22 protein-coding genes, 1 pseudogene and 1 riboswitch are annotated in these 23,160 nt (G+C 73.0%); of the genes and pseudogenes, 6 read left to right on the top strand and 17 right to left on the bottom strand.

Going from position 1 to position 23,160, the window contains the following annotated elements; all coding sequences use genetic code 11:
* Positions 1–26: 26 nt before the first annotated feature.
* The 3 genes from K7G60_RS29130 to glyA form a co-directional block, all read right to left on the bottom strand.
* Positions 27–617, bottom strand: coding sequence for a 2'-5' RNA ligase family protein (locus K7G60_RS29130; RefSeq protein WP_225803946.1), 591 nt, complete (start codon positions 615–617; stop codon positions 27–29).
* A gap of 91 nt (positions 618–708) precedes the next feature.
* Positions 709–1,722 (bottom strand): tryptophan--tRNA ligase, encoded by a 1,014-nt coding sequence (gene trpS, locus K7G60_RS29135; protein ID WP_225803947.1) that lies wholly within the window; start codon positions 1,720–1,722, stop codon positions 709–711.
* A gap of 102 nt (positions 1,723–1,824) precedes the next feature.
* Positions 1,825–3,093: a serine hydroxymethyltransferase gene (gene glyA / locus K7G60_RS29140; RefSeq protein ID WP_225803948.1), complete on the bottom strand. Its 1,269-nt coding sequence runs from the start codon at positions 3,091–3,093 to the stop codon at positions 1,825–1,827.
* Positions 3,094–3,156: 63 nt separating this feature from the next.
* Positions 3,157–3,247: riboswitch (ZMP/ZTP riboswitch) on the bottom strand.
* 108 nt (positions 3,248–3,355) lie between these two features.
* Between glyA and rocD the strand changes: the two genes are divergently transcribed.
* The gene (gene rocD, locus K7G60_RS29145) at positions 3,356–4,561 is read left to right on the top strand and encodes an ornithine--oxo-acid transaminase (RefSeq protein ID WP_225803949.1); all 1,206 of its coding nucleotides are present in this window, start codon (positions 3,356–3,358) and stop codon (positions 4,559–4,561) included.
* Between the two features lie 401 nt (positions 4,562–4,962).
* On the opposite strand, the gene K7G60_RS29150 is transcribed toward rocD, so the two are convergent.
* Positions 4,963–6,147: a glutathionylspermidine synthase family protein gene (locus K7G60_RS29150; RefSeq protein ID WP_225803950.1), complete on the bottom strand. Its 1,185-nt coding sequence runs from the start codon at positions 6,145–6,147 to the stop codon at positions 4,963–4,965.
* 15 nt (positions 6,148–6,162) lie between these two features.
* Entirely contained in the window at positions 6,163–6,453 is a 291-nt protein-coding gene (locus K7G60_RS29155) for a hypothetical protein (protein ID WP_225803951.1), read from the bottom strand.
* A 115-nt stretch (positions 6,454–6,568) separates the two neighbouring features.
* On the opposite strand from K7G60_RS29155, the gene K7G60_RS29160 reads away from it, so the two are divergent.
* The gene (locus tag K7G60_RS29160; protein ID WP_225803952.1) at positions 6,569–7,402 is read left to right on the top strand and encodes a hypothetical protein; all 834 of its coding nucleotides are present in this window, start codon (positions 6,569–6,571) and stop codon (positions 7,400–7,402) included.
* Positions 7,403–7,413: 11 nt separating this feature from the next.
* On the opposite strand, the gene K7G60_RS29165 is transcribed toward K7G60_RS29160, so the two are convergent.
* Entirely contained in the window at positions 7,414–8,829 is a 1,416-nt protein-coding gene (locus K7G60_RS29165) for a PLP-dependent aminotransferase family protein (protein ID WP_225803953.1), read from the bottom strand.
* Positions 8,830–8,876: 47 nt separating this feature from the next.
* On the opposite strand from K7G60_RS29165, the gene K7G60_RS29170 reads away from it, so the two are divergent.
* Together K7G60_RS29170 and K7G60_RS29175 are read left to right on the top strand one after the other, a co-directional pair.
* Positions 8,877–9,377, top strand: a complete 501-nt coding sequence (locus tag K7G60_RS29170) for a carboxymuconolactone decarboxylase family protein (protein ID WP_225803954.1) — start codon at positions 8,877–8,879, stop codon at positions 9,375–9,377.
* On the top strand, positions 9,374–10,126 hold the full coding sequence (locus K7G60_RS29175; RefSeq protein WP_225803955.1) for an isocitrate lyase/phosphoenolpyruvate mutase family protein: 753 nt from the start codon (positions 9,374–9,376) through the stop codon (positions 10,124–10,126). The genes K7G60_RS29170 and K7G60_RS29175 overlap by 4 nt, the downstream gene beginning before the upstream one ends.
* On the opposite strand, the gene K7G60_RS29180 is transcribed toward K7G60_RS29175, so the two are convergent.
* From K7G60_RS29180 to K7G60_RS29205, 6 genes are all read right to left on the bottom strand, one after another.
* Positions 10,120–10,917, bottom strand: coding sequence for a hypothetical protein (locus tag K7G60_RS29180; protein WP_225803956.1), 798 nt, complete (start codon positions 10,915–10,917; stop codon positions 10,120–10,122). The genes K7G60_RS29175 and K7G60_RS29180 overlap by 7 nt on opposite strands.
* 298 nt (positions 10,918–11,215) lie before the next feature.
* The gene (locus K7G60_RS29185) at positions 11,216–11,596 is read right to left on the bottom strand and encodes a hypothetical protein (RefSeq protein ID WP_225803957.1); all 381 of its coding nucleotides are present in this window, start codon (positions 11,594–11,596) and stop codon (positions 11,216–11,218) included.
* Positions 11,589–13,325: a hypothetical protein gene (locus K7G60_RS29190; RefSeq protein WP_225803958.1), complete on the bottom strand. Its 1,737-nt coding sequence runs from the start codon at positions 13,323–13,325 to the stop codon at positions 11,589–11,591. The genes K7G60_RS29185 and K7G60_RS29190 overlap by 8 nt, the downstream gene beginning before the upstream one ends.
* 217 nt (positions 13,326–13,542) lie before the next feature.
* Complete coding sequence (locus K7G60_RS29195; protein WP_225803959.1) at positions 13,543–14,532, bottom strand: malate dehydrogenase; 990 nt, start codon at positions 14,530–14,532, stop codon at positions 13,543–13,545.
* A gap of 340 nt (positions 14,533–14,872) precedes the next feature.
* Positions 14,873–15,415, bottom strand: coding sequence for a DUF3017 domain-containing protein (locus K7G60_RS29200; protein WP_225803960.1), 543 nt, complete (start codon positions 15,413–15,415; stop codon positions 14,873–14,875).
* Position 15,416: 1 nt separating this feature from the next.
* Complete coding sequence (locus K7G60_RS29205; RefSeq protein ID WP_225803961.1) at positions 15,417–16,277, bottom strand: bifunctional methylenetetrahydrofolate dehydrogenase/methenyltetrahydrofolate cyclohydrolase; 861 nt, start codon at positions 16,275–16,277, stop codon at positions 15,417–15,419.
* Positions 16,278–16,527: 250 nt separating this feature from the next.
* On the opposite strand from K7G60_RS29205, the gene K7G60_RS29210 reads away from it, so the two are divergent.
* Positions 16,528–17,112: a hypothetical protein gene (locus K7G60_RS29210; RefSeq protein ID WP_225803962.1), complete on the top strand. Its 585-nt coding sequence runs from the start codon at positions 16,528–16,530 to the stop codon at positions 17,110–17,112.
* Between the two features lie 60 nt (positions 17,113–17,172).
* Here K7G60_RS29210 and K7G60_RS29215 read toward each other — a convergent pair whose 3' ends face one another.
* From K7G60_RS29215 to purN, 4 genes are all read right to left on the bottom strand, one after another.
* Positions 17,173–18,606, bottom strand: a complete 1,434-nt coding sequence (locus K7G60_RS29215) for a DUF2079 domain-containing protein (RefSeq protein ID WP_374115705.1) — start codon at positions 18,604–18,606, stop codon at positions 17,173–17,175.
* 417 nt (positions 18,607–19,023) lie between these two features.
* On the bottom strand, positions 19,024–19,716 hold the full coding sequence (locus K7G60_RS29220) for a hypothetical protein (RefSeq protein WP_225803963.1): 693 nt from the start codon (positions 19,714–19,716) through the stop codon (positions 19,024–19,026).
* A gap of 80 nt (positions 19,717–19,796) precedes the next feature.
* Positions 19,797–21,362 (bottom strand): bifunctional phosphoribosylaminoimidazolecarboxamide formyltransferase/IMP cyclohydrolase, encoded by a 1,566-nt coding sequence (purH, locus tag K7G60_RS29225; protein ID WP_225803964.1) that lies wholly within the window; start codon positions 21,360–21,362, stop codon positions 19,797–19,799.
* A complete protein-coding gene (gene purN / locus K7G60_RS29230) occupies positions 21,337–21,966 on the bottom strand; it encodes a phosphoribosylglycinamide formyltransferase (protein WP_225803965.1) in 630 nt (209 codons plus the stop codon). Before purN ends, purH begins: the two co-directional genes overlap by 26 nt.
* A 219-nt stretch (positions 21,967–22,185) precedes the next feature.
* Between purN and K7G60_RS29235 the strand changes: the two genes are divergently transcribed.
* On the top strand, positions 22,186–22,902 hold the full coding sequence (locus K7G60_RS29235) for a hypothetical protein (protein WP_225803966.1): 717 nt from the start codon (positions 22,186–22,188) through the stop codon (positions 22,900–22,902).
* Between the two features lie 10 nt (positions 22,903–22,912).
* Here the strand turns inward: K7G60_RS29235 and K7G60_RS29240 are convergent.
* Positions 22,913–23,160: pseudogene (locus K7G60_RS29240) on the bottom strand (hypothetical protein); the annotation flags it as partial.

The following is a 23,160-nucleotide window of genomic DNA, read 5'->3' on the forward strand; positions in this document are numbered from 1 at the left end:
GGTCGGCGCGGGTGTGACGTACGGCCCTAGAGGGACGGTGCCGGTGTGTCGACCGGGCTGCCGCCCTGGGCGGGGACGGCCGCGATCGGGCGGCCGCTGCCGAACTCGTAGTCGTACAGCTTCCGCCAGACCCCGTCCGGGCCCTGCTCGTACAGCGCGAAGGAGCGGCAGGTCCAGGCCGCCTCGTACTCGGCGAGCTCCTCGAAGGCCCGGTCCATCCCCTCCTCGGAGATGCCGTGCGCCACGGTGACGTGCGGGTGGTACGGGAACTGGAGCTCGCGCACCAGCGGCCCGGCCTCGTCGCGGATCCGGTGCTGGAGGAGGTGGCAGGGGGAGACGCCCTCCTCCACCTTCACGTAGACGACCGGGGAGAGCGGGCGGAAGGTGCCGGTGCCCTTGAGGCGCACGGGGAACGGCTGGTGCTCGGCGGCGACGCCCGCGAGGTGGGCCTCGATCTCCGGCAGCCGCTCCTCGGGGACCTCGGTCGGCGGGACCAGGGTGACGTGCGTGGGGATGCCGTACGCGGCCGGGTCCCCGAAGCCGGCGCGCCGCTCCTGGAGCAGGCTGCCGTAGGGCTCCGGGACCGCGATCGAAACGCCGAGCGTTACGGTCCCCACGTCGTTCTCCTCCGTCGTCCGTCGAGATGTGCACGGGTGGTGCAGCGCCAGTGTGCGGCCTGCACCGCCCTTTCGGCCAGGGTCCTCGGTCTCAGTGCTTGGCGGGCAGGAAGCCGATCCGCTCGTACGTCTGCGCCAGCGTCTCCGCGGCGACCGCGCGGGCCTTCTCCGCTCCCTTGGCCAGGACCGAGTCCAGCGTCTCCGGGTCGTCCAGGTATTCCTGGGTGCGGGCCCGGAAGGGCGTGACGAAGTCCACCATGACCTCGGCGAGATCGGTCTTCAGCGCGCCGTACATCTTGCCCTCGTAGCTCTTCTCCAGATCCGCGACGGACGTGGCGGTGAGCGTGGACATGATGGTGAGCAGGTTGGAGACGCCGGCCTTGTTCTCCGGGTCGAAGCGGATCACCGTGTCGGTGTCGGTGACCGCGCTCTTGACCTTCTTCGCGGTGGTCTTCGGGTCGTCCAGGAGGTTGATGAGGCCCTTCGGCGTGGACGCCGACTTGCTCATCTTGATCGTCGGGTCCTGGAGGTCGTAGATCTTCGCCGTCTCCTTGAGGATGTACGGCTTGGGGATCGTGAACGTCTCGCCGAAGCGGCCGTTGAAGCGCTCCGCGAGGTCGCGGGTCAGCTCGATGTGCTGGCGCTGGTCCTCGCCGACCGGGACCTCGTGGGCCTGGTAGAGCAGGATGTCCGCGACCTGGAGGATCGGGTACGTGAAGAGGCCGACGGTGGCGCGGTCGGCGCCCTGCTTGGCGGACTTGTCCTTGAACTGGGTCATGCGGGAGGCCTCGCCGAAGCCGGTGAGGCAGTTCATGACCCAGCCGAGCTGTGCGTGCTCGGGGACGTGGCTCTGGACGAAGAGCGTGCAGCGCTCCGGGTCGAGGCCGGCGGCCAGCAGCTGGGCGGCGGCGAGCCGGGTGTTGGCGCGCAGCTCGGCGGGGTCCTGCGGAACCGTGATCGCGTGCAGGTCGACGACCATGTAGAAGGCGTCGTGGGTCTCCTGCAGGGCGACCCACTGGCGGACGGCGCCGAGGTAGTTGCCGAGGTGGAACGAGCCTGCGGTGGGCTGGATTCCGGAGAGCACACGGGGACTGTCAGAGGCCATGCACATCATTCTCTCAGGTGTGCGGGCGGTTCCCGGCCCGCCGGTGTCCCCGTCTCACCGGCAGCCGGTGAGACGAGGACCACACTTCCCGGGGCGGCGGGATCAGACGGGGAGGCCGGGGGCCGGGTGGGCGGCCATCAGGTCGGCGACCTCGGCGCGGATCTTCGCGAGGGCGTCCTCGTCGCCGGTGGCGGCGGCGGCGACGGCGCGGTCGATCCACTCGGCGACCCGGGCCATGTGGTCCGCGGTGAGGCCGCGGGAGGTGAGGGAGGGGGTGCCGATGCGGATGCCGGAGGGGTCGAAGGGCTTGCGGGGGTCGTACGGGACGGTGTTGTAGTTCACGACGATGCCGGCCCGGTCGAGGGCCTTCGCGGCGGTCTTGCCCGGGACCTGCCTGGCCGTGAGGTCGATCAGGATCAGGTGGTTGTCGGTGCCGCCGGAGACCAGGTCGAAGCCGCGGGCGAGGAGCGCCTCGGCGAGGGCCTTGGCGTTGGCGACGACGGCGTGGGCGTAGTCGCGGAAGGAGGGCAGGGAGGCCTCGCGGAGGGCGACCGCGATGGCGGCGGTGGTCTGGTTGTGGGGACCGCCCTGGAGGCCGGGGAAGACGGCCTTGTCGAGGGCCTTGGCGTGCTCCTCGGTGGACATCAGCATGGCGCCGCGCGGGCCGCGGAGGGTCTTGTGGGTGGTCGTGGAGACCACGTCGACGTGGCCGACCGGGGACGGGTGGGCGCCGCCCGCGATCAGGCCGGCGATGTGGGCGACGTCGGCGACGAGGACGGCGCCGGACTCGCGGGCGATCTCGCCGAAGGCGGCGAAGTCGATGGTGCGGGGCAGCGCGGTGCCGCCGCAGAAGATGACCTTCGGGCGCTCCTTGAGGGCGAGGTCGCGGACCTGGTCGAAGTCGATGAGCCCGTCGTCCTCGCGCACGCCGTACTGCACGCCCCGGAACCAGCTGCCGGTGGCGGAGACGCCCCAGCCGTGGGTGAGGTGACCGCCCATGGGCAGGGCCATGCCCATGACGGTGTCGCCGGGCTGCGCGAAGGCGAGGTAGACGGCGAGGTTGGCCGGGGAGCCGGAGTAGGGCTGGACGTTGGCGTGGTCGACGCCGAAGAGGGCCTTGGCGCGCTCGATCGCGAGGGTCTCGACCTGGTCGATGTTCTGCTGGCCCTCGTAGTAGCGGCGGCCGGGGTAGCCCTCGCTGTACTTGTTCTGGAGGACGGTGCCGGAGGCTTCGAGCACGGCGGCGGAGACGTAGTTCTCGCTGGGGATGAGGCGCAGGGTCTCGGCCTGGAGCCGTTCCTCGGCGCCGACGAGGGCGGCGAGCTCGGGGTCGGCGGCGGCCAGCGCGGGGTGCTGCTGCGGGGTGGTCATGGTGGTGTCCTCCGGGCGTTCGGTGGAACGGTCCCGGGCTGAGGTGCGCACGGGACCGGGATCCCGTGATGCCCAGGCGGGCGGCACCTCGTGTGGTGGAGCGCGCACGGCTCCCCCGGGGTCGCTTCCCCGTACGCCAGTCGCCGTGCGTGTTTCCACAGTAGCTGGCGTGCCGCCGCCGAGGTTTCCCTGTCCGGCATCCGAGCGACGATAAGAAGGGGGCCACACGTACCCCCCGAGCCGCAGGACGAACGGAGATCCCGTGTCGAGGACAGAAGAGGCGATCGCTTCCGCGGACGCGCACAGCGCGCACAACTACCACCCCCTGCCGGTCGTCGTCGCCTCGGCGGACGGCGCCTGGATGACCGACGTCGAGGGCCGTCGCTACCTCGACATGCTCGCCGGGTACTCGGCGCTCAACTTCGGGCACGGCAACCGGCGTCTGATCGACGCGGCGAAGGCGCAGCTGGAGCGGGTGACGCTGACCTCGCGCGCCTTCCACCACGACCGGTTCGCCGAGTTCTGCGCGCGGCTCGCGGAGCTGTGCGGCAAGGAGGCGGTGCTGCCGATGAACACGGGGGCGGAGGCGGTCGAGACGGCCGTGAAGACCGCCCGCAAGTGGGGGTACGAGGTGAAGGGCGTGCCGGACGGGCACGCGAAGATCGTGGTCGCGGCGAACAACTTCCACGGCCGGACGACGACGATCGTGAGCTTCTCGACGGACCACGAGGCGCGGGACCACTACGGGCCGTACACGCCGGGCTTCGAGATCGTGCCGTACGGGGACCTGACGGCGATGGAGGCGGCGGTCACCGAGAACACGGTGGCCGTGCTGCTCGAACCGATCCAGGGCGAGGCGGGGGTCCTGGTGCCGCCGGCCGGTTATCTGGCGGGGGTGCGGGAGCTGACGCGCCGGCGGAACGTGCTGTTCATGGCGGACGAGATCCAGTCGGGTCTCGGCCGGACGGGGCGGACGTTCGCGTGCGAGCACGAGGGCGTGGTGCCGGACGTGTACATCCTGGGGAAGGCGCTGGGCGGCGGTGTGGTGCCGGTGTCGGCGGTGGTGGCCGACCGTGACGTGCTCGGGGTGTTCCGGCCGGGTGAGCACGGGTCGACGTTCGGCGGGAACCCGCTGGCGTGCGCGGTGGCCCTGGAGGTGATCGCGATGCTGCGGACGGGCGAGTTCCAGGAGCGGGCGGCGGAGCTGGGCGAACACCTCCACGCGGAGCTGGGGCTGCTCGTGGGCGGCGGTGCGGTGGAGGCGGTGCGCGGGCGCGGGCTGTGGGCCGGGGTGGACATCGTGCCGTCCCGGGGCACGGGCCGGGAGATCTCGGAGCGGCTGATGGAGCGGGGGGTCCTGGTGAAGGACACGCACGGGTCGACGATCCGGATCGCTCCACCGCTGGTCATCTCGAAGGAGGACCTGGACTGGGGGTTGGAGCAGCTGAGGGGGGTGCTGTCGGCCTGACGGCGGGCGGTGCCGGCGGGGCGGTGCCCGTGCGGGACCGGTGCCCGCGCGGGGCCCGCGCCCGGCTGGGCGGTGCCCCTCCGCCACCCGCCGTGTGGGCAGTCGTCCCGCAGGGGCAAGGGGGTCCCCCTGCTCCAGCGAAGCCGAGAGCTTGGGGGAGAGTGGGCGCACGGGACGGCGCCCTTCAGCGGGGCCTCCGCGTTCCGCGCCTGGACCCGCACCCCGAGCGCCGGTGCACAGGTGGTGCGGGTCCAGGCACAGGAGCCTCGGGCGCCGGCAAGGGGCGCCGTTCCGTTGTGCCCACCCGTTCCGCCCCGGCGGAACGACTGCCCACAACGGACGACGAGGCGGGAGTGGGCGCCGCCCCGGCGGAACGACTGCCCACAACGGGGCGCGGGTGGTTACAGGATCACGTGCGGGAGGAAGCGGGCGTACTCGTCGGTGACGAGGCCCGCCGACTCCCGGATGCCCAGCCCCGCCGCCTCGTCCTCGACGACCCACGCGCCCAGCACCACCCGGTTGCCGGCGAAGTCGGGCAGGGGAGCCAGTTCCTGGTAGCAGCAGGCCTCCCCGTCCCGTACGAAGGGCTCCGTGCCGGCCTCGTGGAGGGTGACGCCCGCGCCCTCGCGGCCGAGCAGGGGCTTGGCGACCCAGCCGGTGGTGGCGGCGAGTTCGCGGGGCCCGTCGAGGTAGGCGGGCAGCAGGTTGGGGTGGCCCGGGTTCAGCTCCCACAGGATCGCGAGGAGCGCCTTGTTGGAGAGCAGCATCTTCCAGGCGGGTTCGATCCAGCAGGTCGTGCCGGTGCCGCCGCCGTTGTCGAGGGTGTCCAGGACGTGCGGGCCGAAGCGGTCGGTGGTCAGCCATTCCCACGGGTAGAGCTTGAAGCAGCTGCGGATGAAGCGGAGCCGGTCGTCCACGAAGCGGCGCGAGAGCCGGTCCCAGCCGATCCGTTCGACGGAGAGCGCCTCGGTGTCGAGTCCGGCCTGCTGGGCGGTCTCGCGCAGGTACGCGACCGTCATCAGGTCCTCGCCGAGTTCGTCGCCGTCCGAGTGGGCGAAGTGGACGGGGCCGGGCGGCAGCAGGTGGGCCTGGCGCTTCCAGGCGTCGACGAGCCGCTCGTGGAGGGAGTTCCACTGGTCGGCTCCGGGAAATCGTTCCTCCATCCAGAACCACTGGGGGCTCGCCGCCTCCACCAGGGAGGTGGGGGTGTCGGCGTTGTACTCCAGCATCTTGGCCGGCCCCGTGCCGTCGTAGCGCAGGTCGAACCGGCCGTAGAGCGAGGGTAGTTCGGCGCGCCGGCGCCACGACTCGGCGACCAGGCCGGCCAGCTTCGGGTCGGTGATCCCGAGTTCGGCGAAGCGGTCGTGCTCGACGATGTGCGCGGCCGCCGCCAGGCACATCGCGTGCAGTTCCTCGACGACCTCCTCCAGGGCCTCGACCTCGGGCAGCGAGAAGGAGTAGTACGCGCTCTCGTCCCAGTACGGGCGCAGCGAGCCGTCCGGGTAGCGGGTCAGGGGGTAGACGAGTCCCTGTTCCTCGACCGTGCGCTGCCAGTCGGGCCGGGGCTCGATGGTGTGGCGTTCCATGGTGCCGTGCCCGTCTCAGCCGCCGCCGGTGCCGGAGCAGCCGAAGCCGCCGCTGTCGACGGCGGTCTTGTCGAAGCTGCCGCCGCTCACGCGCTTGTCGCGGACGGATCCGCCGTAGTAGTACGCGCCCCGGGTGGTGCCGTCGTCGTCGCTTCCGCCGCCGCTCTCGCACCGGTAACTGGGCAGTTCCTCCCGGGTCAGCGGGTCCACGCACCGCCTGTCCGGCTCCGAACCGCACGCGGTGATCGTCGCCGCGAGCACACCCATCCCGCCGAGCACCACCGTGCTCGACCTCAGCCTGCGCATGTCCGTCGCCTCCCCTTCGCCACGTCACGTCCGTCGCGTCGCGTCCGTCGCGACCGCACAGTGTAGGCCGGTGATTTCCGGCCTCACGCCCTAGAGTCGTTTCGTGCTACTCGGGATGATTTGTGCGCTCGCCTCGTCCGTCTGCTTCGGCGCGGCATCGGTCCTCCAGGCGATGGGCGCCCGCGCCGCCGCGCCGGGGACGGGCGGCGGCGTCGACGTCGCGCTGATGTGGCGGGTCCTGCGGCAGTGGCGTTATCTCGCCGGTCTCGGGATGGACGGTCTGGGCTTCGTCCTGCAGATCGTGGCCCTGCGGACGCTGCCCATCTACATGGTGGGCGCGGCCCTCGCGGCGAGCCTGGCGGTCACGGCGGTCATCGCCTCCCGGGTGCTGAAGGCGCGGTTGAGCCGGGTGGAGTGGTGGGCCGTGGCCGTGGTCTGCGCGGGGCTCGCGATGCTGGCGCTCGCCTCCGGCAAGGAGGGCCACCGGGACGGCTCGGAGGCGCTGCGCTGGGCGCTGCTCGGGATCTCCTTCGGGGTCCTGCTGCTCGGCGTCGTGGGGGGCCGGCTGACGGAGCGGCCCCGGGCGCTGGTCCTCGGCCTCGGCGCCGGGTTCGGCTTCGGGGTGGTGGAGGTGGCGGTCCGGCTGATCGACGGCGTCGACTTCGCCGATCCCGTCTGGTACGCGCTCCTCGTCGGCGGTGGGGCCGCGTTCGTCCTGCTCACCTCGGCGCTCCAGCGCGGCTCGGTGACCACGGCGACGGCGGGCGCGGTGCTCGGCGAGACGGTCGGGCCCGCGATCGTCGGGGTGGCCTGGCTCGGGGACCGCACGCGGGAAGGGCTCGACTGGCTGGCGATCGTGGGTTTCGCCGTGGCGGTGGCGGGCTCCCTGACCCTGGCCCGCTTCGGCGAGGCCCCGGCCCCGGCGCCGGAGCCGGTCGCCCCGTCGTGAGTGCGGGCCGCTCACGGCAGCACCCCGCACAGGGCCCGGAGGGCGCCCTGCCAGCCGCTGTCGGGGGGCGTGGCGTAGCCGACGACGAGGCCGTCGAGGGTGGGCGGCACCGTGGGGCGGCGGAACCGGTTGACGCCCTGGACGGCGAGGCCGCGCCAGGCGGCGGCCCGCAGGGTGGCCTGCTCGGTGCCGGGCGGGAGGGTGAGGACGGCGTGGAGGCCGGCCGCGATCCCGCTGACCCGGGTCTCCGGCGAGTGCGCGACGACGGCCTCCACCAGCTGGTCGCGGCGGCGTCGGTAGCGCAGGCGCATCGCCCGTACGTGCCGGTCGTACGCCCCCGAGCGCAGGAACTCGGCGAAGGCCAGCTGGTCCGGGGCGCTCGACGTCCAGTCCACGGCCCCCTTCGCCGCCGCCGCCTCCTGCGCCAGCTCCTGCGGCAGGACCATCCAGGCGAGGCGGAGCCCGGGCGCCAGGGCCTTGCTGGCGGTGCCCAGGTAGACGACTCGGTCCGGGTCGAGGCCCTGGAGGGCGCCGACCGGCTGCCGGTCGTAGCGGAACTCCCCGTCGTAGTCGTCCTCCAGGACGAAGCCGCCCGAGGCGCGCGCCCAGTCGACGACGGCCGCCCGCCGGTCCGGGGGCAGGGCGCCGCCCAGCGGGTACTGGTGGGCGGCCGTCATGAGGACGGCCCCGCAGCCGTCGAGTCCGGCCAACTCCTCGGTCCTGGTGCCGCGTTCGTCGAAGCCCAGGGCGGGGGTGCCGAGTCCGGCCCGGCGCAGGAGGTCGTCGTGGAGCCAGAGTCCGTACGACTCGACGGCCACGTCCCGGACGCCGCGGGCCCGCAGCACCTCGCCGATCAGCATCAGGCCGTGCACGAAGCCCGAGCAGATCACGATCCGCTCGGGCCGGGCGTGCACGCCCCGGGCGCGGGCGAGGTACTCGGCGAGTGCGGTGCGCAGTTCGGGCCTGCCGCGCGGATCGCCGTACCCGAAGGCCTCGTTGGGGGCGTCGGTGAGGGCCCGGCGGTAGGCCTTGAGCCAGTCGGCGCGCGGGAAGGAGGCGAGGTCCGGAGTGCCGGACTGCAGGTTGTGCACGAGTGCGGCGGACCGGCCCCGGCCCGTGCCGGACGGCGGGGGCTGCGGGGCGGGCGCCGAGGTGCGCGGCGCGGCGCGGCGGGCGACGCGGGTCCCGGAGCCCTGGCGGGCGGTGAGCCAGCCCTCGGCGACGAGTTCGGCGTAGGCGTCGGCGACGGTGTTGCGGGCCATGCCGAGGTCGACGGCGAGCGAGCGGGAGGACGGCAGCCGGGTTCCGGCTTCCAGGCGTCCGCTGCGGACCGCTTCCCGCAGGGCGTCCATCAGGCCGGCCCGGAGCCGGGTGCCGCGGAGTTCCAGGTGGAGGTCGGACCCGAAAGTGGCCCAGTCGTTCGCCATGGAAATGGACCATACCCCTGCGCCACCCGGCTCGTACGGTGAACGGCATGACGACCACCACAAGCACGGCGGCGCACGCCCACGAGCACGCGCCCCGGCTCCCCCTCGCCGAGCGCGTCCCCGAGTTCTACCGGGCGATGATCCGGCTGGAGACGGCGGCCGCGAAGGACATCGACCCGACCCTGTACCACCTGATCAAGCTCCGGGCCTCGCAGGTCAACCGCTGCGCGTTCTGCATCGACATGCACAGCAAGGACGCGCTGGCCGAGGGCGAGAGCGTCGAGCGGATCGTGCAGCTGGCCGCCTGGGAGGAGTCCCGGCACTTCTACACCGAGCGCGAACTCGCCGCGCTCGCCCTGACCGAGGCCGTCACCGTCCTCACCGACGGCTTCGTGCCCGACGAGGTGTACGCACGGGCCGCCGCGCACTTCGACGAGACCGAACTCGCCCGGGTCATCGCGGCGATCGTCACGATCAACGCCTGGAACCGGATCGGCGTCACGACGCGCATGACGCCGGGCCACTACACCCCGAAGTCCGCGTCGTGAGCGCCCCGGAGGCCGCTTCGAAGGCCGCCGGGGTCCTCCGCGCCCTGCACCACGACCGCGCGGCGGACGACCCGCTCGTGCTGCCCGGCCCGTGGGACGCGGCGAGCGCCCGCACCTTCGAGGCCGCCGGTTTCCCCGCGCTCGCCACGCCGAGCGCCGCCGTCGCCGCGTCCCTCGGCCACGAGGACGGGGCGACGCCCGCCGACGAGATGTTCGCCGCCGTGGCGCGCATCGTCCGGGCCGTGTCCGTCCCCGTCACGGCGGACCTGGAGGGCGGCTACGGGCTGTCCGCCGCCGAACTCGTCGAGCGGGTGCGGGAGACCGGCGCGGTCGGCGTGAACCTGGAGGACGGCGACGCCACGGGCGGCCTCAAGGACCCCGAGGCGCACGCGGAGTGGCTGGCGGAGGTACGGGCGGCGGCCGGACCCGGGCTCTTCCTGAACGCGCGCGTCGACGCGTACCTCCGCGAAGGCGTCGCCGACCCCGCCGGGGAGGCGCTCGCCCGCGCCCGCCTCTACGCGGCGGCGGGCGCGGACTGCGTGTACCCGATCAAGGCCCCGCCCGCCGACCTGCCGGGCCTGCGGGCGGCCCTCGGCGACCTGCCGGTCAACGCCCTCTCCCTCCCGGGCGGCCCGTCCTTCGCCGAGCTCGGGCGCCTGGGCGCGACCCGCGTCACCTTCGGGCCCGGTCTGCTGCTCCGGTCCCTGCGCGGACTCGCGGACCTGGCGGCCGAGGTGCGGGCTCAGTAGGCCCCGGGACGGAAGAAGTCCAGGGCCACGCGGAGCCGTTCGCGCTGCTTCGGCCAGTCGGCGTCCGGGCCGGCGGCCAGGATCGCGTACTGGTTGCCGTCCTCGGCGGTGAAGGCGCGGTCGACGACCTTGCGGCGGCCGCCCTCACGGTCGTACGCGTACACGAGCTCGGCGGAGTCGGCGGGCGCGCCGGGCTCGCCCGTGATCCGTCCGAGGCTGATCTCGGTGTAGCCGGGCTTGTTGGTCCGGCCGTCCTCGGAGGCTCCGCGCAGCGCCTCGTACGGCGTGATGCCCGCCTCCTGGATGACGAAGACCTGGATCAGGCTCCGCCCGTCCGGCGCGTTGTAGAACACGCCCTGGTCGGACTCGGTGCGGTTCCAGCCCTCGGGGACGGCGATCGTGAAGCCCTTGAGGTCCTCCTGGGCGCGGTAGCCGGGCGGGGGCACGTCGTCCAGGGGCGTGGACGTGGCGGACGGGGACTCCGAGGGGGTCTCCGACGGGGCCTCGGACGTCGGCTGCTCCGTCTCCACCGGGGCCGAGACGGAGGCCGGGGGGCCGGCCGCCGGCCCCGTCCCGTTCCCGCTCCGGTCCCGGAGCAGCCAGACGCCCGCGGAACCCGCCGCGAGGACGGCCACCGCCACCCCGGCCGCCAGGACGGCCCGCGAACGGGGCCGGGGCTCCGGGACGGGCGGCGCGGGGTACTGCAGGCCGCCGGCGTCGGGGGCGTGTCCCGGGGGACCCGGGGCGTAGTCAGGGGCGTACTCCGGAGGAGGGGGCGGCAGAGGAACCACGGGTCCGGCCGCCGACGGGACCGGAGGCCCGGCGGGCACCACGGGCCCGGCAGCGCCCTCCGGCACCACGGGCCCGGTCGTCCCGGCAGCACCTTCCGGCACCACGGGGTCGGCGGCCGGCGGAACCGGAGGCCCGGCAGGGACCACAGGCCCGGCAGCACCCCCCGGCACCACGGGCCCCGTCGCGCCCCCGTCCCACGGAGGCGCGGGGGCGCTCTCCGTTCCTCCGCTCTCCCAGCTCTGCGTCTCGTCGTTCCAGCGGGCCCCGCCCGCCGGAACGCCCCCGTGTCCGCTCATCTCATCCTCCGAGCAGGACGCCGACGGCCTGCCCCACGGCCACGCCCGAGGCGAGGATCCCGGCCACCGCGCCCGCGTCCGCGAGGGCGCGGCGCAGGGCGGCGAGCCGTCCGGCGCTCGCGCGTCCGGTGCCCTCGATCTCGTCCTCGGCGTCGGAGAGTTCGGCGTCGAGCGCGGCCGTCTGCTCGGAGGGGACGACGCCCCCCAGGTCGGACCGGAACCGGCGGATGGCCTGGAGGAGCTCCTCCTGCTGGGCGTCGCGGGCGGGCTGGGCGCCGTTCACCGTGCTGGTGACGGTGTTGTTGTCGCCGATGGTGACGTTGCCGCCGGTGTTGGTGACGTGAATGCCGCCACGGTCGCGGGAGTTCCCTGTCTCAGCCACGGTCGCCTCCGGTGGTGGAAGTGGTGAAGGTCTTGCTGGTGACGGTGTTGTGATGGCCGACGGTGACGTTCCCCTTGGTGTTCTCGATGAACGTGCCGCCCTCGGCCACGTGGACGATCTTCTGCTCGAACTCGGCGGTCTCGTAACCGGCTTCGCGGAGCGCGATCGTCACGCCGTTCGCGACGCGGTCCTGCACGCTCTTCAGGTAGCGGCTGACGTCCATCTCCTGGAAGAGGGAGGCCTCGTCCTCGGAGCCGAGCTCGCGGACCGAGACCCACGGCCCCTCGGGCAGCGCGCCGGCGTGGCCGGCGGTGAGCACACGCCACAGCTGGCCCAGCGCGCGCCAGAGGGTGACCACGGCCTGTCCGGCCGAGCGCGGGGTCTGCCCGAGCGCCCAGACGGCCTTGCCGAAGTGGTGGTTGTGGCGGTAGCGGTGGGCGATCCGGTCGGCGTCCCGGTACAGCCGCTTCACCGGCCGCAGGACGTGCGGGGCGACCTCCAGCATCAGCATGCCGCCTTGGGTGTGGACGCGGACGAAGACCGTGGTGACGATCTCCTCGCCCCAGCCGCCGACCCGGATGCGGAGGAAGTGGCGGCGGGTCTCGCCGCCCTCCTCGATGGCGCGCGAGCGGTGCGCCTCGAAGCCCTCGGGGGTGTACGGGGCGGCCGTGCGCGCCGGCAGTCCGTCGACGGGCAGGAAGACGACCTCGTCGATCTCCAGCTCGCGCAACCGGTCCCGCACGGCCGCCTGGAGCTGCGGCGAACCGTGGGGGGAGGGCACGCGCAGCGCCTCCAGGAGGGGGACGACGCGCCGCAGGATGGCGCTGTTGTCGAGCGGTTCGGGCGCCTTGCCGTCGAGGTTCTTGCGGGGGCGCAGCTCGACGGAGAGCGACCAGGGCTCGTGCGGGGAGCCGGCGCCGCAGAACGGGACGTCGGCGTCGTACATGATCAGCCGGGCGTGCTGTTCGACCCTGATCCGGTCGCGCAGCCGGCGGAAGCGAGCGCCCTCGGCGAGCTCGGCCGGGTCGGAGCGCTGGTCGGGGAAGCGCTCGCGGGACAGCTCCTGGGTGAGTGCGCGGGCGAACTGGCCGCGCTGGGTGGCCACCGCCCAGGCCACCAGGAACGGCACGGCGATGGTGATCCACACCTCCAACGCGCCGACGTCCCACATCCCCTGGGCGGCGAGGCCGACGGCGAGGTCGAGGAACCCGGTCGACTCGAAGAGATCGCCGAGGAACTCCCCGTCCGACTCGTCGTCGCCGAACGCGAGGTAGAAGAGGAGCAGCGCCGACTGGAGGGCCATGAGCCGCCCGTACCAGCGCAGCAGGAACGCGACGACGATCCGGTAGACGGGGGCGGTGGCGGACCGGCCGCGCACCCAACGGGCCACGCCGAGCAGCAGGAAGGGTGTGATGAGGAGCGCGACCATGCCCTTGGTGAGGGGGATCGCGACGATCCAGAGGGCGAGGATGCCGGCGGCCCAGGCGAGTTCGATGCGGCGGGCGCGCAGCGCGTGGGCGAGGACGCGGCTCGCGTCGTGGCCGAGGGAGGGGGCGGCGAAGCGCTCCTCGTGGACGTACAGCTGGTCGATGACCGCGTCACGGAATCCGTCGTCGAGGTACGTGCCGGCGCAGAGCAGCCGTGTCGCCTCGCTGGCGGCCGGTAAACGGCGCGGGTCGGTGGCGGACGGCGATCCGCCGGGCTGATGAGGTACGAACGACTGCGCCAAGATTCCCCCGATTGCGTGAAACCGTTCATGTTTCCGGCCCAGTTGGCCGGGAACCGAGGGGACAGCATAGGGGAGGCGGGAGTTCCGTGTCGGCCCGGAAAACGGCGCCCCCGGGCCGTACGGTCGGTCGTACGGCCCGGGGGCGCCGGGAGTGCGGAGCTGCGGTCGGCCTCGGACGGGCCGAGCCGGTGGGCTCGGATCGGACCGAGCCGGCGGCTCAGATCAGGCCGAGCTCGCGGACCGCGTCGCGCTCCTCGGAGAGCTCCTTCACCGAGGCGTCGATGCGGACGCGGGAGAACTCGTTGATCTCCAGGCCCTGGACGATCTCGTACTTGCCGTCCTTGCAGGTGACGGGGAAGGAGGAGATCAGGCCCTCCGGGACGCCGTAGGAGCCGTCGGACGGGACGCCCATGGAGGTCCAGTCGCCCTCGGCGGTGCCGTTGACCCACGTGTGGACGTGGTCGATGGCGGCGTTGGCGGCGGAGGCGGCGGAGGACGCGCCACGGGCGTCGATGATCGCGGCGCCGCGCTTGGCGACGGTCGGGATGAAGGTGTCGGCCAGCCACGCCTCGTCGTTCACGACCTCGGCGGCGTTCTTGCCGGCGATCTCCGCGTGGAAGATGTCCGGGTACTGCGTCGCGGAGTGGTTGCCCCAGATGGTGAGGCGCTTGATGTCCGTGACCGAGGAGTTGGTCTTCTGGGCCAGCTGCGTCAGCGCGCGGTTGTGGTCCAGGCGGGTCATCGCGGTGAAGCGCTCGGCCGGGACGCCCTTGGCGGCGGACTGGGCGATCAGGGCGTTGGTGTTGGCCGGGTTGCCGACGACGAGGACCTTGATGTCGTCCGCGGCGTGGGCGGCGATGGCCTCGCCCTGCGGCTTGAAGATGCCGCCGTTGGCGGCGAGCAGGTCGCCGCGCTCCATGCCCGGGCCGCGCGGGCGGGCGCCCACGAGCAGACCGATGTTGGCACCCTCGAAGCCCTTGTTCGGGTCGTCGAAGATGTCGATGCCCTTGAGCAGCGGGAAGGCGCAGTCGTCGAGCTCCATGGCGGTGCCCTCGGCGGCCTTCACGCCCTGCGGGATCTCGAGGAGGCGCAGCTTGACCGGCACGTCCGCGCCGAGCAGGTGGCCGGAGGCGATGCGGAAGAGCAGCGCGTAGCCGATCTGGCCGGCCGCGCCGGTCACGGTGACATTCACGGGAGTGCGGGTCATGGCGATCTCCGTAAGACAGCTGGCGGTGGGGGTCCCTGCCCCTGGTGCGGGATAGCTCTCTTGATCGATCGGTGTCTCGACATGAAGAGATATCCAGCGGTCAGGCTATCCGACCCGGGCCCCCTCGAATCCCCAACCCCTTGTGGTCCGGCTCACTGCCACCCGTCCGGGCACTGTCGTCCGCCCGGACACCGGGCCGAGGTAGCGGAATGGTCACTTCCGTGCCACAGCGCCCCGACGGAGCTTGAACCGCCTTTGGTACGTACATGACCCTTAAACACGACGGAGCCCGCCCTCCCACGGGGGAGAGGGCGGGCTCCGTGCCTCACGCGCCGGACGGCTACGTCACCGTGAGGTGGAGTACGTCCTCCAGGAACGGGATCCGCAGCCACGGCTTCGGCTGCACCATGAGCGCGAGCAGCACGATCAGACTGCCCATCACCCCGTACGTGATCATGTCCGTGAACCGGGAGCGGACGGCCAGCATGCCCACGGACGGCAGCACCCGCCGCATCGCCGCACCCGCGAGGAGCGCCGCGCCGACCAGGAACGCCCCGATCCGGAAGGACTGCGGGAAGGGATCCGTCCCCACCACGAGCAGGCCGAGCCCGGCGAGCACGAGGACGGTGAGCAGCGGCCACTGGCGCGCGGGCGCCGGCGCGTCGCCGGGGGCCGCCCGGCCGCCGCCCTCGGGGCGCGCGGTGTCGGTGGTGAGCCGCTGCCGCGGACCGCGCTTCACTCCGCCCTCCGTACCGGTCGCGCCGGCCGTACCGGTAGCGCCGTCGGTGCCGACCGCGGTGTCCGTGCCGTCGACGGCGTCCGCGCCTTCCACGGCGTCCGCGCCGTCCGGGTTGCCGGGCGCCCCCGGGGTCCCGGAGGTCACCTCAGAGCGCCGCGGCCGCGCGCTCGGCGGCCTCGACGACGTTGACGAGGAGCTGCGCACGGGTCATCGGGCCCACGCCGCCGGGGTTCGGGGAGATCCAGGCGGCCACCTCGGCGACGCCCGGGTCCACGTCGCCGACGATCTTGCCCTCGCCGTTGCGGGAGACACCGACGTCGAGGACGGCCGCGCCCGGCTTCACGTCCTCGGGCTTGATCAGGTGCGGCACGCCGGCCGCCGCGACGATGATGTCGGCGTTGCGCAGGTGCGACGAGAGGTCCCGGGTGCCGGTGTGGCACTGGGTCACGGTCGCGTTCTCGGAGCGACGGGTCAGGATGAGCGGCATCGGGCGCCCGATGGTGACGCCGCGGCCGACGACCACGACCTCGGCGCCGTTGATCTCCACGCCGTGGGCGCGGAGCAGGGTGACGATGCCGTTCGGCGTGCAGGGCAGCGGGGCGGGCTCGTTGAGGACGAGCCGGCCGAGGTTGGTCGGGTGCAGGCCGTCCGCGTCCTTGGCCGGGTCCATCAGCTCCAGGATGCGGTTCTCGTCGATGCCCTTGGGCAGCGGCAGCTGGACGATGTAGCCGGTGCAGGCCGGGTCCTCGTTGAGCTCCCGTACGACCGCCTCGATCTCCTCCTGCGTGGCGGTGGCCGGCAGGGTGCGCTGGATGGAGGCGAGGCCGACCTCCGCGCAGTCGCGGTGCTTTCCGGCGACGTACTTCTGGCTGGCCGGGTCGTCGCCGACCAGGACCGTGCCGAGGCCGGGCGTGATGCCCTTCTCCTTGAGGGCCGCCACACGGACGGTCAGATCGGACTTGATCGCGGCTGCGGTGGCCTTGCCATCGAGAATCTGGGCGCTCATGGAGACATCCTCCCGGATGACCCCCGCCTTGTTCCAATTCGCTCCCGGGGAGCGGTCCGCACCGCGATGCGAGAGGTTGCACTCGCACAACTCCGCCGCGTATCGACTGGACAAAATCTCGCCGTTGCGACGACGATGACCGGCGTAGCAGCGCGGAAAGTGCCGGGGGGAAATCCGCTCAAATGCCGTGAAAGTCCTCCGCGCGGGCCGCGTCGTCCCCGCACAGAGAAATTCACGGAGGAATCCCGCGATGAGCTTCGGCGATCCGAACAACCCCTACGGCCAGCCGCAGGGGCAGCAGCCGGGCTACGGCTACCCGCAGGCGCCGCAGGGCGTGCCCCAGCAGGGCTACGGCTACCCGGCGGCTCCGGGGTACGGCGGCGGTTACCCGGCCCCCGCCCTCGTGATGCCCGGCGGCGTGAAGGCCGCCCGCGTCATGCTGTGGATCCTCGGCGTCCTCCAGGTCATCATCGGCATCGCCCTGGCCGCCGCCGGCGGCTGGTTCGCCGACCAGCTCGCGGACAGCTCGTCCGAGTTCGACAACACGGACGGTGCCGCCGCCGCGGTCACGGGCATCTTCGTGGTCATCGGCGTCATCGTCCTCGCCTTCGGCGTGTGGGCGATCATGATGGCCGTCAAGTCCGCCACCGGCGGCAACGGCGTCCGCATCTCGGCGATCGTCTACGGCTCGCTCTCGACCCTCGGCAGCCTCGTCAACCTCCTCGGCGGCAACGTCTTCGCCCTGGTCAGCCTCGCCCTCGGCATCATGATCATCGTCTTCTACGCGAAGTCGGACGCCGCGGCCTGGTTCAACCGGAACAAGCAGCAGTATTGAGCTCCACGCGCGTGAGGGGCGGGGTCCGTACGGGCCCCGCCCCTCCGCCGTTCCCGGGGATCACCCCTTCTTCAGGACCGCGAAGCCGTCCGAGCGGTAGGTGAGCTCGTACCGCGCCTCCGGATGCAGTTGCGAAGCCAGCTGCGCCGGATCCGACACCTGCTGCTCCCAGCCGCGCAGGTCGAAGGCGAGATAGTCCGGGGTGGCGCCCTTCGACGTGCCCACCCAGTAGACCCGGTGGTCCGCCGTGAGGTGCGCGAGGAGCGAGACGTCCGCCTCGACGCTCGCCCCCTCCGGCACGGCGTCGACGGCCGCCCGCGCCTCCAGGGTCCGGGTGTCCGTCCGGTACGTCTCCGGCTTCGTCAGCTCCCGCAGCGGCAGGTTCGCGGCGAGGACGAGCGCGACCGCCGTCGCGACCGGGATCACGACCTTGCCGTACGAGACGAGCCAGGCGCGCGGCGAGGTGCGGACCGAGCGGACGCCGTCCACGAGGGCCAGGAAGACGACGGGCATGAGGACCGCGCTGTAGTGCCAGTGCATGCCCCAGTGGTTGGCGTCCTGGGAGAGGAAGCGCCAGCCCAGGGTCGGCAGGACGAGCAGGACCAGCGGGGAGCGCAGGGCGAGGAAGCCGGTGATCGCGAGCAGGTAGAACACCATCTCCCACCGCTCGCCCGAGACGAGGGCGTCGCCGATGACCTGCCCGAAGGAGGTGTCGGCGCCCTGGCCGGTCTTCTCGATCTTGGCCCAGTAGTCGTACTGGCCGAGCCGGCTCGCCGCCGGGATCAGGACGAGGACCGTCAGTGCGAAGGCCGCCACGCCGAAGCCGGCCAGGGCCGCGCCGAGCCGCTTGCGCCCCTTGAGGAAGAGGACCGCGCCGACCATGGCGACGGTGAGGCCCATGTCCTCCTTGACGAGGACGAGCGGGGCGGACCAGGCGGCGGCCGCGGTCCAGCGCCCGAGGAGCAGGGCCCGGCAGGCCAGGGCGAGCAGCGGGACGGCGAAGGCGATCTCGTGGAAGTCGGACTTGACGGCTTCCTGGAGCCCCCAGGAGAGGCCGTAGGCGACGGTCAGCCCGATGCCGGCGGCCCGGCTGCCGAGGATCTGCTGCGTGGTGCGGCCGACGACGACGGCGGAGGCGGCGAAGAGCGCGGCCTGCCCGAGGAGCAGTGCGGCGGGCGAGGGCCAGATCCAGTAGAGCGGCGCGAGCAGGGCGGTGACGGGGCTGAAGTGGTCGCCGAGTATCTGGAAGCCGGGGCCCTTGATGTCGACGACGGGGGCGCGGAACTCGGCGTACGCCCGGACGGACTGCCCGAAGATCCCGAGGTCCCAGGAGGGCGTGCGGAAGTGCGCGTACTGCACCCAGGAGTAGAGGAAGTACAGGCCGCACAGGACGCCCGCGATGATCAGGTAGGGGCGGAGCGGGGCCGGGGCGAGGCCCTCGGACGGTTCCGTGTCGGTGGTGTCCGCCGGGGGCCTGTTCAGTACGTCCAACACCACGTCCCCCACTACCGGCGGCCGACAAAAGAGCAACCCATTAGACCAGAGTCCACCCGTTCGGTGGATCTGTCGCCGCCCGCCTCATAAGGGCCCGCCCCGCCCCGTACGTGGGCGGTGACGTTCGGCATTGGCTTGTCGGAGCTTCCTGGCGTCTCTGATCAGCCGAGCGAACCTGTGCGGACCGTGGGGTCCGGTGCGGGTTCTGCCCACCTGGACGGGGCGGCGTGGGCGTGGAGGTGGAATCCCGCGCCCATCGCTGCTCCGCGTGGCCGGTGTCGGCCGGTGTTGGATGTGCTGATCGTGGTCACGCTCTGGTGCCGGTGGGCTGCGCGGGACAGTCGGGGCTGGTCCGTTGATGCGTGTCCCTCCGGACGCCGGCCGGCGCGGCCGGAAGGCCGTGCCGGGGAGGGAACCTCACGTCGCCTGGGCGTGAGGCGGTTGGTGCGTGGCCGGGCGGGGCCGGTCTTGGACCGGTCCCCCCGGCTGGTCTTCGGGGAAGCCGTGACGACGGCCTTGGCCTCCGGCGTGTCCACCACCGAGCGGATCACCATGTGCCGGTCGGCGCGGTCGGTGACGGTCCTGGTCGACGGCCCAGCGGGCGGCAGAGCACGCCGGCGCGTCGTTGAGGTTCGAGCGGCGCCGCGAGACGCGCCGGATCTCCTCGGTCAGCACCGCGTGCTTGCCGTCCAGGGTCGGGGCGGCGAGCCGGGTGTAGTGGTCGATCTTGGCGTGCAGGCGCTCCGAGGTGCGGCGCAGCCGGTCCTGCTTGGCCGGCACACCGGCGGCCCGGAACCGCGCGCCCGTCCCGAGGGCGGTGATCCGCCCGTCGTCGTGCAGTCGGGCCGCGCCCGCGCTGAGCAGAGTGTTCAGGCCCCGGTCCACGCCCAGGACCACGGTGTGGCCGGTGCTTCGGGTCTTGGGCACGGGGTGGGCGAAGGCGGGATCGGCACGTACCTTGCCGCCTGCGATGCGCGGGGTGGGCAGGTGGAGTACCGCGTCCGCCGGGACCGTGGGCGGCACCGTGATGGGGCAGGCGACCCAGGTCCAGTCGGCGTAGGTGGGCGGGGCGGGCCGGGTGGGGAGCTGCAAGCGCAGCGACTTCGGCACCGCCTCGACCTACGGACGACGGAGGGCCCGCCGGTACGAGGTGCGTACCGGCGGGCCCTCCGTCGTCCCCGGGCCGAGGATCAGTGGAAGAAGTGGCGCGTGCCCGTGAAGTACATCGTCACGCCCGCCTTCTGCGCCGCCTCGACGACCAGCTCGTCGCGGACCGAGCCGCCCGGCTGCACGACCGCCTTCACGCCGGCCGCGGTGAGGATCTCCAGGCCGTCGGGGAAGGGGAAGAAGGCGTCGGACGCGGCGTACGAGCCGCGCGCCCGCTCCTCGCCCGCCCGCTCGACGGCCAGCTTCGCGGAGTCGACGCGGTTGACCTGGCCCATGCCGACGCCGACCGAGGCGCCGTCCTTGGCGAGCAGGATCGCGTTGGACTTGACCGCGCGGCACGCCTTCCAGGCGAAGGCCAGCTCGGCGAGCTCCTCGGCGGAGAGCGCCTCGCCGGTCGCGAGGGTCCAGTTCGCCGGGTCGTCGCCCTCGGCCTGGAGGCGGTCGGTGACCTGGAGCAGGGCTCCGCCGTCGATGGGCTTGACCTCGACCGGGTTGGCCGGGGCGCCCTCGGCCTTGAGGACGCGGATGTTCTTCTTCTTGGCGAGGATCTCGACCGCGCCGTCCTCGTAGCCGGGGGCCACGATGACCTCGGTGAAGATCTCCGCGACCTGCTCGGCCATCACGACGGAGACCGGGCGGTTGACGGCGATGACGCCGCCGAACGCGGACAGCGGGTCGCAGGCGTGGGCCTTGCGGTGGGCCTCGGCGACGTCGGCGCCGATCGCGATGCCGCACGGGTTGGCGTGCTTGATGATCGCGACGCAGGGCTCGGTGTGGTCGTACGCGGCCCGGCGCGCGGCGTCGGTGTCCGTGAAGTTGTTGTACGACATCTCCTTGCCGTGCAGCTGCTCCGCCTCGGCGAGGCCGCCGGTGCCGTCGACGTAGAGCGCGGCGCCCTGGTGCGGGTTCTCGCCGTACCGCAGGACGTTCTTGCGCTCGTACGTGGCGCCCAGGAAGTCGGGGAAGCCGGAGTCGTCGGCGGCGGCGTAGTCGTCGGCGAACCAGGAGGCCACGGCCACGTCGTACGCGGCGGTGTGCTGGAAGGCCTCGGCGGCGAGCCGCTTGCGGGCGGTCAGGTCGAAGCCGCCGCCCCGGACGGCCGCGAGCACGTCGGCGTACCGGTCGGGGCTGGTGACGATCGCGACCGACGGGTGGTTCTTGGCCGCGGCGCGGACCATCGACGGGCCGCCGATGTCGATCTGCTCGACGCACTCGTCCGGGGTGGCGCCGGAGGCGACGGTCTCGCGGAACGGGTACAGGTTCACGACGACGAGGTCGAAGGGCTCCACGCCGAGCTCGGCGAGCTGCGCGCGGTGCGACTCCAGGCGCAGGTCGGCGAGGATGCCGGCGTGCACGCGCGGGTGCAGCGTCTTGACGCGCCCGTCGAGGCACTCGGGGAAACCGGTCAGCTCCTCGACCTTGGTGACCGGGACCCCGGCGGCGGCGATCTTCCCCGCGGTGGAGCCGGTGGAGACGAGCTCGACACCGGCCTCGTGCAGACCGCGGGCCAGCTCCTCGAGCCCCGTCTTGTCGTAGACGCTGACCAGCGCGCGGCGGATGGGCTTAACGGTGTCCGTGTTCACCGACATGAACCTTTCGTCCCTCAATGCGGTAGCCGTGCCGGGCGAGACGCCCCACGACGTCGACGAGCAGCGAGCGCTCGACTTCCTTGATGCGCTCGTGCAGAGCGGCTTCATCGTCCTCGTCCCGCACCTCGACCACGCCCTGGGCGATGATCGGGCCGGTGTCGACACCGTCGTCGACGAAGTGGACGGTGCATCCGGTGACCTTCGCGCCGTAGGCGAGGGCGTCACGCACCCCGTGGGCACCGGGAAAACTGGGCAGGAGCGCCGGGTGGGTGTTGACGACCCGGCCGCCGAAGCGGGCGAGGAACTCCTTGCCGACGATCTTCATGAAACCGGCCGAGACGACGAGGTCCGGCTCGTACGCGGCGGTGGCCTCGGTCAGCGCGCGGTCCCACTCCTCGCGGCTCGCGTGGTCCTTCACCTTGCACACGAAGGTCGGCAGCCCGGCGCGCTCGGCGCGCTCCAGGCCGACGATGGAGTCGCGGTCGGCGCCGACGGCGACGATCTCGGCGCCGTAACCCTCGGGGTCGGCGGCGATGGCGTCGAGGAGGGCCTGAAGATTGGTACCGGAACCGGAGACCAGGACGACGAGGCGGGCGGCAGCCACTGGGTCACTCTTTCCGTGGTGTTTGTACGGTCGTACGAACGAATCGTGCCCCTCGATACGGGGAACCCTACGAATGGCTCGACCGTCAGCAACGATACCGGCACACGGGACGGCCCCCACGGGACGGGGGCGGAGCAGGGCGGTAGCGTCAGGGTCCGACGCCAGCAGGGGCCGTGGGTGCGGCCGCGGTCACGACGACAGAGGGAAGACGTTCAGCAGATGCCGGAACGCCAGTCCACGGACGACAACAACCCGTTCGCGCCGCCGCCCGAGGGCAGGCCGGATCAGCCGTGGCAGCCGCGGCGGCCGGAGGGCTCGGACGACGACGCGTCCGGCTCCTCGGGCTCGTCCGACGGCCGCTGGAGCCCGCGCCAGCCGGGCCCCTCGCAGGACGGCTTCGGCCGGGGGCCGGAGCGTCAGGGCGGGCCGGAGGGCGGCCCCGGCCAGGACGGGCCCGGGCAGGGCCCGGGCATCCGCTGGGACCCGACGGACCCGGCGCAGCGAAGGGCGCGGTACGCGATCCTCTCGGGCATGTGGGGCTTCTTCTTCGCCATCTTCGAGATCCCGGAGATGGCGCTGCTGCTCGGCGCCCTCGGCATCTATTGGGCGATCAGCTCGCTGCGCGCCAAGCCGAAGACGGACGGCGAACCGTCGCCGACGTCACAGCCCCCGACGGCGCAGTCCTCCCCGGGCCGGCCCTCGGGGCAGGGGGCGACCGCCGCGACCGCGCCGCTCCGCTCGATGCGGACGGCGGCGATCAGCGGTCTCGTCGCGGCGAGCCTGGCGCTGATGATCGTCGCGGTGGGCTTCACCATGCAGCTCGTCTACCGCGACTTCTACGAGTGCCGCGACGACGCGCTGACCCACGCGGGCGAGCTGGCCTGCAACGACCTCCTGCCGAAGCCGCTGCGCGCGGGCTTCGGGGTGCGGGAGTAACCGGCCGGCGTCAGTCGCCGGCGGGCGGCGGCGGGGAGGTCTCCCAGGCCGCCGGGAGGTAGTCGTAGGGCTCGTAGCCGGGGTCGTCGCCGAAGGGGTCGGCGTACGGGGCGATGTAGGGGGCGGTGCGGGCCTCGGCCTGCGGGGCGGCGGCCGGATCGGCGGGGGCGGCGCCCTGCGGGGCCGGTCCGGTCCCGGGCCCGGCACCCCTGTCGGGGCCGGTCCCGGTCACCGCCGGCGCCTCGGGCCCGGCCGCCT

This window comes from Streptomyces sp. NK15101, assembly GCF_020400725.1.
Classification (GTDB): Bacteria; Actinomycetota; Actinomycetes; order Streptomycetales; family Streptomycetaceae; genus Streptomyces.

Bases quoted from the DNA above. Each gene is read 5' to 3' on its own strand.
- trpS (WP_225803947.1), bottom strand. From the start codon at position 1,722: ATGGCCTCTGACAGTCCCCGTGTGCTCTCCGGAATCCAGCCCACCGCA.
- glyA (WP_225803948.1), bottom strand. From the start codon at position 3,093: ATGACCACCCCGCAGCAGCACCCCGCGCTGGCCGCCGCCGACCCCGAG.
- K7G60_RS29150 (WP_225803950.1), bottom strand. From the start codon at position 6,147: ATGGAACGCCACACCATCGAGCCCCGGCCCGACTGGCAGCGCACGGTC.
- K7G60_RS29155 (WP_225803951.1), bottom strand. From the start codon at position 6,453: ATGCGCAGGCTGAGGTCGAGCACGGTGGTGCTCGGCGGGATGGGTGTG.
- K7G60_RS29160 (WP_225803952.1), top strand. From the start codon at position 6,569: ATGATTTGTGCGCTCGCCTCGTCCGTCTGCTTCGGCGCGGCATCGGTC.
- K7G60_RS29165 (WP_225803953.1), bottom strand. From the start codon at position 8,829: ATGGCGAACGACTGGGCCACTTTCGGGTCCGACCTCCACCTGGAACTC.
- K7G60_RS29170 (WP_225803954.1), top strand. From the start codon at position 8,877: ATGACGACCACCACAAGCACGGCGGCGCACGCCCACGAGCACGCGCCC.
- K7G60_RS29195 (WP_225803959.1), bottom strand. From the start codon at position 14,532: ATGACCCGCACTCCCGTGAATGTCACCGTGACCGGCGCGGCCGGCCAG.
- K7G60_RS29205 (WP_225803961.1), bottom strand. From the start codon at position 16,277: ATGAGCGCCCAGATTCTCGATGGCAAGGCCACCGCAGCCGCGATCAAG.
- K7G60_RS29210 (WP_225803962.1), top strand. From the start codon at position 16,528: ATGAGCTTCGGCGATCCGAACAACCCCTACGGCCAGCCGCAGGGGCAG.
- purH (WP_225803964.1), bottom strand. From the start codon at position 21,362: ATGTCGGTGAACACGGACACCGTTAAGCCCATCCGCCGCGCGCTGGTC.
- K7G60_RS29235 (WP_225803966.1), top strand. From the start codon at position 22,186: ATGCCGGAACGCCAGTCCACGGACGACAACAACCCGTTCGCGCCGCCG.